Here is a 12676-nt window from a genome sequence, read left to right as displayed (position 1 = left end):
AAAGTCAGAAGTCACCCATCCTTAGGCGAACGCATACTATAACGTATCGAACGGACCGAGGAAGGGGTGTAAGCAAGAATGCTTACTGGGATTTCGGTTGCTATTATGGGAGGAGACGCCCGGCAACTTGAAGTAATTCAGAAATTTACTGAGCTAGACGCTACCGTTATTTTACTCGGATTTGACAATCTCGGGAGGCAATTTCACGGTGTAACGAATGTGAAGTTAGATCCGGAGTTGTTTGGGCATGTGGATGCACTTATATTGCCAGTTGTAGGTACGGATGAGACAGGACAAGTGGAATCTATTTTCTCAAGTGAAGAGATGATTTTGACAGATGAGCATATATCTTCATTGCCGAAACATGCCAAGGTTTACACAGGTATGGCGAAGAGCTATCTGAAGAAGCTCGTATCGGCACATGACATTGAGCTTGTAGAGTTATTAGATCGTGATGATATTGCCATCTATAACTCGATTCCTACTGCAGAGGGTGCGCTTATGATGGCCATCCAGAACACCGATATTACAATTCATGGGTCCGTATGTATGGTATTAGGGTTTGGTCGAACAGGGTTCACCATGGCCAAAACATTGCAAGGATTAGGGGCAACCGTCAAGGTTGGTGTCAGGAAACCGGAGCATTATGCAAGGGCGTGGGAGATGGGTTTTCAGCCTTTTTATACGAAGGATCTGTACCCGGAAGTGGGGAATATTGACTTGCTTTTTAACACAATTCCGACTATGATAGTCACAGCGCAAGTTATTACCAATATCCCACATCGCGCGCTTATTATCGATTTAGCTTCAAGACCCGGTGGAACGGATTTTCGATTTGCCGAGAAGAGAGGCATTAAAGCGATGCTAGCGCCCGGTTTACCTGGAATCGTCGCCCCCAAAACAGCTGGCCGTATTATGGCTAACACCTTAAGTCAGCTGATCGAGGAAGACTTCAAAGACAGGAGCGATGTGGAATGAATTGGCAAGGGAAAACAGTCGGTTATGCATTAACCGGTTCTCACTGTACACTTGAAGAGGTCATGCCTCAAATTAAGAGATTTGTAGATGCGGGTGCTCGCGTTATTCCGATTGTATCGAATACAGTCATGACGACAGACACACGGTTTGGGAAGTCTGCTGACTGGCAGCAAATGCTGAAAGATATTACGGGGAATGAGATTATTTCTACGATTGTAGATGCGGAACCGCTAGGTCCTTCCAAGTTATTGGATGTGATGGTGATTGCTCCTTGTACGGGGAACACAACTAGTAAACTAGCAAATGCAATGACAGAAAGTCCCGTTCTAATGGCAGCTAAAGCACAAATGAGAAACTTGAGACCGCTCGTCTTAGCGATTTCAACGAATGATGGTTTAGGTTTAAATGCAATGAATATTGCAAAGTTATTGGTGACCAAGAATATTTACTTTGTGCCTTACGGTCAAGATGCTCCTGGAGCTAAGCCAAATTCGTTGGTGGCCCGGATGGACTTGATAATGGAAGCTTGTGAAGCTGCACTGGAAGGCAAACAATTGCAACCCATGATTATTGAGAGATTTCAGTACTAACTGATAGATGTCAACTTGAGGGGGAGAAACCAGATTATGTCCAACCAGAAGCTGTTCAACGTTGCAGTTGTAGGCGCTACAGGCGCTGTCGGCGAGCAAATCATCCGTCTACTAGAAGCACGGAATTTCCCCATCAAGGAATTGAAATTACTCTCTTCTGCTCGTTCAGCTGGTGTAAAGATTGCATTCAAAGGCCAAGAAGTAGTTGTGCAAGAAGCTACTCCGGAGAGTTTCGAAGGCGTAGACCTGGCGCTCTTTAGTGCTGGTGGCGATGTCACCAGAGCATTGGCTCCGCATGCCGTAGAAGCCGGTACGATTTGTATTGACAATACGAGCGCGTACCGTATGGACCCGGATACACCACTTGTTGTACCCGAAGTGAATGTTGAGAAAATCAATGAACATAAAGGGATAATAGCCAATCCGAATTGTTCTACAATCCAAATGGTTGCAGCGCTTAAACCGCTATATGACCGTTATGGAATTTCACGTATTATCGTATCCACGTACCAAGCCGTTTCTGGTGCTGGTGCTAAAGCCATTAATGAAATGCTGCGACAATCCAAAGAAGTGCTAGCAGGCAATGAGGCAAATCCGGCAATATTGCCAGTGGGCTCTTTACCGGTTAAGCATCAAATTGCTTTCAATGCGATTCCGCAAATTGATAAATTTTTGGATAATGGTTTTACGAATGAAGAAATGAAAATGATTCTTGAAACGAAGAAAATTATGGGTGATGAGTCCATTGAAGTCACAGCTACGTGCGTGCGAATTCCTGTTGTTTACGGGCATTCAGAATCCGTCTATGTAGAATTGAAAAATGATTTTGATATTGATGAAGTCAAGGATCTACTAGCGAATGCACCTGGTATTGTTCTTGTTGACAATCCATCAGAGCAACTGTACCCACTTGCTACGGATGCTGCGGGTAAACTCGAAACTTTCGTCGGCCGTGTTCGTCGGGATTTGAGTAACCCTAAAGCGCTTAACCTGTGGATTGTGTCAGATAATTTGTTAAAAGGTGCTGCTTGGAATGCCGTACAAATTGCTGAATATATTGCTATAGAGCAACAATAATCAGCATACTGCCTTTCGAGCAGTGAAATTGGAGGATACTCATGCGAATTCTAGTTCAGAAATTCGGAGGTACTTCACTTTCCACCGCGCAAGCTAGAGAACACGTTATTGGACATATTCAAGACGCACTAATTCAACATTATAAACTAGTTGTTGTTGTTTCTGCGATGGGAAGAAAAGGGGAACCCTATGCAACTGATACGCTTCTAGACCTCGTTCGGAAGAATGGGGAAGGGCTGCCAACAAGGGAACTCGATATGCTAATGGGCTGCGGAGAATTAATTTCTGCAGTGCTTTTGTGTAGTTTGTTGAACAAAACAGGGATTCGATCTACAGTTTTGACGGGTGGGCAAGCAGGTCTAATTACGAATGAGAATCATGGGAATGCTCAGATCATTGCGATGAAACCGAATCGGATTTTTGAATTATTAGAACAAGACCAGGTCGTCATTGTCACTGGTTTCCAAGGGAAAACAAGTCATGATGAGTTGACGACTTTAGGCCGCGGGGGCAGTGATACTTCAGCAACAGCACTTGGCGCCGCACTGAAAGCAGAAATTGTAGATATTTTTACAGATGTTAATGGTATTTTGACAGCGGATCCAAGAATTGTTGAAGATGCTAAACCATTGCAGCGAGTGAGTTTTAGCGAGATTTGTAATATGGCTCATAACGGTGCTAAAGTTATTCATCCACGCGCTGTTGAAGTTGCCATGCAAGCCAATATTCCCATTCGTGTGAGATCAACTTTCACTAAGGAAGAAGGGACGCTTGTCACCGCTTCTGACAATGTGTCAACAGACGTTAACCATGTTAAGGATCGCTTTGTTACAGGGATTGCACATTTCACGAATATAACACAGATTCAGGTTGCTGCCGTTGATGGTGAATTCGATCTTCAACTTCGGGTATTCAAAACAATGGCTCAACATCAGATTAGTGTTGATTTTATTAATGTAAACCCTTCAGGCGTTGTATATACGGTCTTTGATCATGAAGCCGAACGCGCAGTCCAATTACTGAAGACGCAGGGTTACGAGCCCAAGTACACAAGCGGCTGTGCGAAGGTGTCCGTGATTGGTGGCGGAATGAATGGTGTACCTGGTATTATGGCGCATATTGTTGAAGCATTAACAGTGGAAGATATCCGAATTCTTCAATCAGCGGATTCGAATACAACCATTTGGGTGCTTGTCCAAGGTGTCGACATGATTAAGTCAGTGCGTGCACTTCATCGAAAATTCAATTTATTCAAATAAATCAAGAAAGTCAGGAGGCGTACCAAGTGAGTTTTGGAAGAGTAGTCACAGCAATGGTTACTCCATTTGATGATCAGTTACAAGTTAACTGGGATCAAGTAGAGCCATTAATTAATTATCTAATTGAAGAACAGCATTCGGATAGCCTTGTGATATGTGGGACGACAGGCGAGTCGCCAACGCTATCAGAAGACGAAAAGTTGCGTCTTATTGAACTATCGGTTCGTGTTGCGGCAGGACGTTGCAAAATTATTGCAGGTACCGGCAGCAACGACACTGTTCATACAATTGATTTTTCGCGTAAAGTAGCCCAGCTTGGTGTGGATGCTTTACTTCTAGTTGCGCCGTATTACAACCGACCATCACAGGAGGGCTTGTATCAACATTTCAAAGCAATAGCAGAAGCTGTTACTACTCCTGTCGTGCTATATAATGTGCCTGGCCGAACAGGTGTGAACTTGGATGCGGATACAACCATTCGTCTTTCCCAAATACCGAATATCGTGGCGACCAAAGATTGCTCGAATACGGATCAAATGACACGTATACTTACACATGCTGCACCTAATTTCCTTGTATACAGTGGTGATGACAGTAATACTTTGCCTTCATTAGCTATTGGATGTGAAGGGATTATCAGTGTCGCGAGTCATGTGATTGGAAAAGAAATGCAAACTATGATAAAGTATTATTTAGAAGGCAACATTCAGCAAGCTGCAGAGCTTCATCGTAAGCTTCATCCAGTATTCACTGGTATCTTTTGTGCACCGAGCCCTGCACCAATCAAATATGCTTTGGCACTTAAAGGCATTGAAACAGGCGGCGTTCGACTTCCGTTAGTTCGTGTAACCGAGCAAGAAGGACAATTCATTCAATCACTTTTTGTATGATCATGCCTAATGAATCGGTGCTTCCGGCATCGGTTTTCTTTTTTTGGGAAATCTAAACGTATTCAGTATTAACTTGTATTTGCTGTTTTTTTTCATGTATAATGGTTGCAAGTGACTAGTTCGGTTTATTCATTTAAAATTCGTCGTCCAATCTATGAAGGAGGTATATTCTTGTCCAAAAAAAATATTGATAAACTTTTGATCTTCGCTCTTGGCGGCGTGGGCGAAATCGGAAAAAATATGTATTGCGTTCAGTATGCGAACGATATTATTGTTATTGACAGTGGTTTGAAATTTCCAGAGGAGGACATGCTCGGAATTGACATTGTCATCCCAGATATCGGGTACTTAACAGAAAATCGGGATAAAGTACGCGGCATTATCATCACGCACGGCCATGAGGATCACATTGGTGGCTTACCTTACGTGCTTAAACACCTCAATGTTCCCCTCTATGCTACGAAGTTAACGATGGGACTTATCGAGGCTAAGCTGAAGGAAGCGAACTTGCTCGGAACGACGAACCGAATTCTAATCAATTCGGAATCTGTTCTTCCACTGGGCGTTCTTACGGCAACTTTCTTCAAAACCAATCATAGTATTCCGGATTCTGTTGGTGTCGCACTTGATACGCCAGAAGGTGTTGTTGTTCATACAGGAGACTTTAAGTTCGATCAGACTCCAGTGAATGAGCAATATGCAGATTTACATCGTATGGCTGAGATCGGTAAGAAAGGCGTTCTTGCCTTGCTTTCAGACAGTACGAATGCTGAACGTCCTGGCTACACGGGCTCTGAGCGCGGCGTAGGGATTGAAATTGAAGAAGTATTTCGTAAAGCGAAGCAGAGAGTTGTTATTGCGACATTTGCATCGAATATTCACCGTGTACAACAGGTGTTTGATGCAGCTGCAGCAACGAATCGCAAAGTAACAGTTATTGGTCGTAGTATGGTCAACGTGGTTTCGATCGCTAGTGAATTAGGCTATTTACACATTCCAGATGGCATGTTGATTGAACCAGAGGAAGTAAATAAGCTTGCAGCTGATCGTGTCGTAATCCTATCCACGGGTAGCCAAGGCGAACCGATGTCTGCTCTAACAAGAATGGCACGTTCAACCCATCGTAAAATTGATATTTTACCAGGGGATACGGTTATTATTGCGGCAACTCCGATACCAGGGAATGAGCGTTACGTAGGCAGAACAGTTGATGAGCTTATGCGCATTGGTGCCCACGTGATTTACGGCCCAGGTTCAGTAACGGGTGTTCACGTTTCAGGACACGGTAGTCAGGAAGAATTAAAGCTTATGCTGAACCTGATGAAACCTAAATACTTTATTCCAATTCATGGCGAATATCGCATGCTGCGTCAACACGCTATCCTTGCCGAAACTGTCGGTATTCCTAAAGAAGACATTTTCATGTGCGATATTGGTGATACGGTAGAAATTCAAAATGGATCTGCACGCAAAGGTTCGAAAGTCCAAAGCGGCAACATCCTAATTGATGGACTAGGTGTAGGGGATGTAGGCAATATCGTATTGCGTGACCGTAAATTACTGTCGCAAGATGGAATTCTAGTTGTCGTGGTTACACTTAGTAAGCAAGATGGCAAAATTTTGTCCGGCCCAGATATTATTTCACGCGGATTTGTTTATGTTCGTGAATCCGAAGGACTTCTTGAAGAAGCCAATCGAATCGTAACAAATACGTTAACTAAGCTAATGAATGAAAATGTAAACGAATGGGCATCTTTAAAAACAAATGTGAAAGATGTTCTCGGACGCTTTTTATATGAACAAACCAGAAGAAGACCAATGATTCTTCCAATCATTATGGAAGTTTAGGTACTCGAACAAGTCACTTGAGCCTATGCAAATAGTAAAGCTCTCTCCTAACGGGGGGAGCTTTTTCTTGTTACTGCAAAGTGAAGTATGCATGAAAGTATAGAAGTTTATTCATACTATGGGGGATCTTGATCAACTTGTCATTGTAGCTTAATTTGAAAGGGGAATACCAAGTGGCATCAGTACCAGGCTCCAAAGAACAGGAACAAGGGACAGAGGAAGCCAAGAAGAATGCTGTTCTCGAGAATATTCAACAATTAGGACAGACGAATACGGTCTCTGGTGAATCAAACATTTTCTGTCTAACGATTATCGGGCAGGTAGAGGGGCATATCGTACTACCGCCTCAGAATAAGACGACCAAATATGAACATCTCATTCCTCAGCTTGTAGCAGCGGAGCAGAACTCCAAAATTGAAGGCGTTATGATCATTTTAAACACAGTTGGAGGAGATGTCGAAGCAGGTCTAGCGATCGCAGAAATGATTGCAACGTTATCGAAACCGACGATTGCTTTGGTTCTAGGAGGCGGGCATAGTATTGGCGTTCCTATTGCGGTATCTGCAGACTATTCGATTATTGCCGAAACTGCGACCATGACGATTCATCCGATTCGATTAAACGGCTTGGTAATTGGCGTCCCGCAGACCTTTGAATATTTGGATAAGATGCAAGAGCGTGTTGTACGCTTCGTAACGAAGCATTCCAACGTCACAGAAGAAAAGTTTAAAGAACTTATGTTTAAGACTGGTGAACTTACGAGAGATATCGGCACAACGGTAATTGGCGGCGACGCCGTCAAGTATGGGTTAATCAATCAGGTCGGTGGTATCGGTGATGCCATTCGTGAGTTGAACAGCCGGATTGAAGCCAAGAAAGTGGCGAACTCAGGGGGGCTTGTTCAGTGATTCACTATTCTGTGATTCCGATGGAAGTTATTTTTGAAGGATTTGAGGCCTATTCCCCAAAGTATTTAGATATTGAAGTAGATGGTTTGATGGTGCAAATTGAGCCGTTAAGTGGTTATCAAGCACGTATTGTAAGACTATACAGCTGTAATCCTCAAGACTATTTGAATGAACACTATTCGCCTGGTAACATCATTTCATATCAACCGCAACTAGCGGTTAATTCAACTCGTTAGGTCTTGTTCCCGTATCATCCCTCGAGTCAAATATGGTATAATGTGGACTTGGGGGTGACATTCTTGGCGAAACGCAAGAAAAAGACGAAGGCTGTAAAGACCAGCTTATTATTCGAGCTGTATGGAATCCTCATCTTGATTTTCTCGGTCATTGCCCTTGCTCATCAAGGTCATGTCGGAAATTCATTGGTTTATTTGTTTCGTTTTTTTGTGGGGACTTGGTATTCACTCATACCACTAGTTTTCATTTACGTGGCCTTATACGCCATGATTAAACGAGCTTGGCCACAAATGGTAACGCCCAAAAAAGCGGGTATTTTGTTGTTCGTTCTTGGATTGTTAATCAAGAATCATATTGATTTATTTGCTCAACTGTATCCTAACAACGACTTTACGTCGGGAAAAGTCATTTCTTCGACATGGTCTGCCATGCTAGAGGGATTGCATCCAACTGAAGCTGGAAGAGCAGCCCTGGAACATGGGATTGGCGGAGGGATGGTAGGCGCTTTTTTATACAGTATTCTCTATTTCTTGTTTGATTACCTCGGTGCCAGATTAATCCAATATATGCTTTTTGTTATGGGTTTTATTCTAGCGACAGGTGTTTCCTATGTGGATCTAGGTAATATTGTGAAGGGTCGTTTCAGTAATGTAGGACAAACCTTTAAAGAAAGAATGAAGGAATGGTTGCAAGATCGAGAAGGGCGCCAACCACAGCCACAGACAGCATCTGCTGGAAGTGCACCTACGAAGGTGAAGAAGCCAGCCTATGTACCTGTGGATGATGAATTTGACGAAGAAGTCTTCCAACCAATTAAGAAAGCGAAGAAAACGCCATTGTTTATGGAACTCCTCCGTCCCATTAAGGAGAACCGTAAGAAACAATCTGTAGGAAGAGAACAAGATGATATCGAGGATAATTTGTCAGATGGAGAAGCTGAAGTAGTCGGGGAGGAAGTTGTTTACTCGAATACTGTAAATCCAACGGCTGAACCCATACATAACACAGGTGATCCAGCAGGTGCACCTATTATACGTGATTTCCAAGAACAGGTTATACAAGAAGCGCAACATGTGGTTAGACCTACAGTACCCATCGTACCCAATAGTCCGACAACTGTTCCAACTAGTATGGAAAATGATGAGAATGAGCCAGTAACACTTGAGTTTCAAGATGCTCCAGCTATTGTAACTCGTCCTTATGAAATACCGTCGCTTGATTTGTTAGCAAGACCTGCCCTAGGCAAGGGAAGCGAAATGGCGGACTACAAGGCTAATGCTAGGAAACTTGAGGCTACGTTAGAAAGCTTCGGTGTTCGGGCTAAAGTTCTTGAGGTCGTAAGAGGTCCAGCAGTAACCCGATATGAAATTCAACCTGATGTTGGTGTGAAGGTTAGCAGAATCGTTTCTTTGACTGATGATATTGCACTAGCACTAGCAGCAAAGGATATTCGGATGGAGGCGCCTATACCGGGGAAATCAGCCATTGGTATCGAAGTGCCGAACTTAGAAGTTTCCATTGTTACGATGCGAGAAGTTATGGAAACGTCTGCTTTTCAGGAGTCTAGCTCACGCTTATCTGTCGTTCTTGGACGAGATATTTCGGGTCAGCCAATTGTCGGAAACTTAGCAAGGATGCCCCATTTATTAGTTGCTGGTGCTACCGGATCAGGTAAATCGGTTTGTATCAATGGGATTATCACAAGTATTTTGTATAAAGCTAAACCAAACGAAGTGAAGTTCCTCATGATTGATCCGAAAATGGTAGAGTTGAATGTGTACAATGGTATTCCACATTTATTGGCTCCTGTAGTCACGGATCCACGGCGAGCATCACTTGCACTCAAGAAAATCGTTGTCGAGATGGAGAAACGATATGAGTTGTTTTCTAAGAGTGGGACGCGAAATATAGAAGGTTATAACGCCATGTTGACAGAGAGCGGAACAGCACCGCCGTTGCCTTACTATGTGGTTATTGTGGATGAGTTAGCGGATCTCATGATGGTAGCAGCTAATGATGTTGAGGATTCAATCTGCCGTCTTGCTCAAATGGCCCGTGCCGCGGGAATTCATTTAATTATTGCGACGCAGCGGCCCTCTGTCGACGTTATTACAGGTGTTATCAAGGCTAACATTCCTTCTCGTATCGCTTTTGGTGTATCGTCGCAAGTGGATTCACGAACGATTTTGGATATGGTTGGAGCTGAGAAATTACTAGGTCGTGGAGATATGCTTTACTTGCCAGTTGGTGCATCAAAGCCAGTACGTATCCAAGGGGCATTCCTTTCCGATGGAGAAGTTGAACAGGTTGTTGGGTTCGTACGAACGCAGGAACAAGCGAATTATCGGGAGGAACTCGTACCTCAAGTTGAAGAAATGCCAGAGCAGCAGAATGAATTTGAGGATGAATTGTATGATCAAGCCGTTCAAATTGTTTTAGAAGCGAAGCAAGCATCAGTATCCTTACTACAACGGCGTATGAGAGTTGGTTACACACGTGCTGCTAGGCTCGTTGATGCAATGGAAGCTAAAGGAGTAGTTGGCCCTTATGAGGGCAGCAAACCACGTGAAGTACTGATCTCACTCGAACAATATCATCATAACCGGATTAGTTCTTAATCCGTATTGGATAAACACTCTCCTAGGAGAGTGTTTATTTTGTATAATCATGGACTCACTTTCTCATAATAAGCAAGAAAAGGTTGTAATTTGAAAAGTGAGGTTGAGAAGGGGAATGAATAAACGACTAATTGTCATTACATTTTGTATTGTATTTGTTTTGGTAGTTTCTTTTCAATTGAAGGGCAAATTCAATCCACCAACGGAAGAAACATTTAGTAAGAATGAAGTGCGATATGGCGCCACCGGTTCGGATGTGAATGAATTACAAGGCAGGTTGAAATTCATTGGATTTTATAACGGCAGCATTGACGGTGATTACGGTTACAAGACTTTAACCGCAGTGAAGCGATTCCAAGGTGAGTTTGGCATGAAGGTGGACGGTATCGTTGGCCCGAAAACTAAACTGAAGCTCTGGGAAGCAACGAAAAACTGGAAACCTTCGGCTCCGGAAACGGCTAATAACAATCAAGGTACGAATAATACAGGTACAGGTACAGACACTCCTGCCAATCTGACTCCCTCCAACAATCTTGGATATTCAGAACAGGATATTAACCTAATGGCGAACGCCGTCCATGGTGAAGCGCGTGGTGAGCCATACATAGGACAAGTAGCGGTGGCAGCAGTTATTTTAAATCGAGTGAAATCGGCCAGTTTTCCGAATACAGTTTCTGGTGTGATTTTTCAACCAGGTGCTTTCACAGCTGTTGCTGATGGGCAAATTTGGTTAACGCCAGATGAAAACTCCAAAAAAGCCGTTAGAGATGCCTTGAATGGATTGGACCCAACTGGCGGCTGTATCTATTACTTCAACCCAGAAACGGCAACGTCCAAATGGATTTGGACAAGAAAACAAATCAAAAAAATTGGTAAGCACATTTTCTGTGTGTAAAATGGACAAGGAGAAGGGGCCACATGTGGTTGCTTCTCCTCTTCGTATAGGAATATAATGGATTTATTACACGGACATAGAAGGGAGACTGACCTTTGAAGCCTACTCAATTTGAGCGCAGCAGCTGGAAACATATCCGAATACACGTTCTACCAACAGATCGTTTCAAAACTTTTGCCATCTCCGTATACATAGGACGTCAATTAGATGAAGAGACGGTCACGAGTACAGCATTAACACCATTTATTCTTCGCAGAGGTACAGAGCTACGTCCAGAAACGAAGCAATTCCGGGAGTATCTAGACGATTTGTATGGCGCTGGATTTGGCTTTGATATTTATAAACGAGGCGATTACCAAATCGTTCAGCTCCGCATGGACATTATCAATGATCGATTCGTCAAATCAGCGGATTCTTTGTTGAAACAGGGACTAGAATTTGTGGGAGAAACGTTAACTCGTCCAGCGTTAGAGGATCAACATTTCCGTACGAAATATGTTGACGCAGAGAAACAAACCCTTCGCAAACGAATTGAATCCGTCATTAACGATAAGATTCGCTATGCGGCTGAACGGTGTATGGAAGAAATGTGCAGTGGAGAACCCTATCGTCTTCATCCATTAGGTAAAATAGAAGATCTCGACGGTATGAATGCGGAGCAGCTTTACGAACAATATAAAGAATGGCTCCAAACATCGCCGATGGATATCTATGTTGTTGGCAATACAACGCTTAGTGAAGTCGAAGAAATTGTGAAGCAATCGTTCGCCATTGAGCGGAATACTGAAACAAGTTATGTCACATCTGCGCCGCGTGGCGTAACTGGTGAAGTGAAAACGATTGTAGAACGTTTGGATGTTAACCAAGGTAAGCTGAATATGGGTCTACGAACGAATCTTTCATACAGCGACGATCAGTATCCAGCCGCACTTATGTATAATGGGGTTCTAGGTGGATATCCTCATTCCAAATTATTTACAAATGTTCGTGAGAAAGCGAGCTTAGCTTATTATGCTTCTTCTCGTTTTGATGGACATAAAGGTATTTTGACGATTCAGTCAGGTATTGAAATGGCGAACTATGAGAAAGCCGTAGATATTATTCGTAAGCAACTGAAAGCTTTGGAACAAGGAGAAATCACTGACATTGAATGGAGTCAAACAAGAGCGATGATCTCCAATCAATTGCGGGAAATACAAGATTCAGCATTCGAGCTGATCTCATTTGATTTTAATGCTATTTTGTCAGGAAAAGAACGTACGGTAGCGGGTTTGATCTCGGCAGTCGAGCAAGTGGATATCCCTGCTATAGCAGAGGTTGCGAAACGGGTCCAATTGGATACGATATACTTTTTACGGGATCAGAAGGGGGAGTAA

11 protein-coding genes are annotated in these 12676 nt (G+C 43.2%); all 11 read left to right on the top strand.

Going from position 1 to position 12676, the window contains the following annotated elements; translation table 11 throughout:
• The first annotated feature begins 78 nt into the window (after positions 1-78).
• The 11 genes from dpsA (at position 79) to yfmF (ending at position 12676) form a co-directional block, all read left to right on the top strand.
• A complete protein-coding gene (gene dpsA, locus A8708_RS05670) occupies positions 79-978 on the top strand; it encodes a dipicolinate synthase subunit DpsA (protein WP_068662537.1) in 900 nt (299 codons plus the stop codon).
• On the top strand, positions 975-1568 hold the full coding sequence (locus tag A8708_RS05665; protein WP_068662536.1) for a dipicolinate synthase subunit B: 594 nt from the start codon (positions 975-977) through the stop codon (positions 1566-1568). Before dpsA ends, A8708_RS05665 begins: the two co-directional genes overlap by 4 nt.
• Before the next feature lie 36 nt (positions 1569-1604).
• Positions 1605-2645 carry an aspartate-semialdehyde dehydrogenase gene (locus tag A8708_RS05660; RefSeq protein ID WP_068662535.1) on the top strand — a complete coding sequence of 347 codons (1041 nt, stop codon included), beginning with the start codon at positions 1605-1607 and terminating at the stop codon, positions 2643-2645.
• 41 nt (positions 2646-2686) lie between these two features.
• Entirely contained in the window at positions 2687-3904 is a 1218-nt protein-coding gene (gene dapG / locus A8708_RS05655; protein WP_068662534.1) for an aspartate kinase, read from the top strand.
• Positions 3905-3930: 26 nt separating this feature from the next.
• Entirely contained in the window at positions 3931-4794 is an 864-nt protein-coding gene (dapA, locus tag A8708_RS05650; protein ID WP_068662533.1) for a 4-hydroxy-tetrahydrodipicolinate synthase, read from the top strand.
• Between the two features lie 171 nt (positions 4795-4965).
• Positions 4966-6642 (top strand): ribonuclease J, encoded by a 1677-nt coding sequence (locus A8708_RS05645; RefSeq protein WP_068662532.1) that lies wholly within the window; start codon positions 4966-4968, stop codon positions 6640-6642.
• Between the two features lie 173 nt (positions 6643-6815).
• Entirely contained in the window at positions 6816-7550 is a 735-nt protein-coding gene (locus tag A8708_RS05640) for a ClpP family protease (protein ID WP_068662531.1), read from the top strand.
• Positions 7547-7786, top strand: coding sequence for a YlzJ-like family protein (locus A8708_RS05635; RefSeq protein WP_068662530.1), 240 nt, complete (start codon positions 7547-7549; stop codon positions 7784-7786). The genes A8708_RS05640 and A8708_RS05635 overlap by 4 nt, the downstream gene beginning before the upstream one ends.
• 63 nt (positions 7787-7849) lie before the next feature.
• Complete coding sequence (locus A8708_RS05630; RefSeq protein WP_068662529.1) at positions 7850-10405, top strand: DNA translocase FtsK; 2556 nt, start codon at positions 7850-7852, stop codon at positions 10403-10405.
• A 115-nt stretch (positions 10406-10520) separates the two neighbouring features.
• Positions 10521-11300, top strand: a complete 780-nt coding sequence (gene sleB, locus A8708_RS05625) for a spore cortex-lytic enzyme (protein ID WP_068662528.1) — start codon at positions 10521-10523, stop codon at positions 11298-11300.
• Positions 11301-11395: 95 nt separating this feature from the next.
• Complete coding sequence (yfmF, locus tag A8708_RS05620) at positions 11396-12676, top strand: EF-P 5-aminopentanol modification-associated protein YfmF (RefSeq protein WP_068662527.1); 1281 nt, start codon at positions 11396-11398, stop codon at positions 12674-12676.

It is taken from the genome of Paenibacillus oryzisoli (genome assembly GCF_001653565.1).
GTDB lineage: Bacteria > Bacillota > Bacilli > Paenibacillales > NBRC-103111 > Paenibacillus_E > Paenibacillus_E oryzisoli.
This window is presented reverse-complemented; position numbering and strand designations above follow the sequence as displayed.

Bases quoted from the DNA above. Each gene is read 5' to 3' on its own strand.
- dpsA (WP_068662537.1), top strand. From the start codon at position 79: ATGCTTACTGGGATTTCGGTTGCTATTATGGGAGGAGACGCCCGGCAA.
- A8708_RS05665 (WP_068662536.1), top strand. From the start codon at position 975: ATGAATTGGCAAGGGAAAACAGTCGGTTATGCATTAACCGGTTCTCAC.
- A8708_RS05660 (WP_068662535.1), top strand. From the start codon at position 1,605: ATGTCCAACCAGAAGCTGTTCAACGTTGCAGTTGTAGGCGCTACAGGC.
- dapG (WP_068662534.1), top strand. From the start codon at position 2,687: ATGCGAATTCTAGTTCAGAAATTCGGAGGTACTTCACTTTCCACCGCG.
- sleB (WP_068662528.1), top strand. From the start codon at position 10,521: ATGAATAAACGACTAATTGTCATTACATTTTGTATTGTATTTGTTTTG.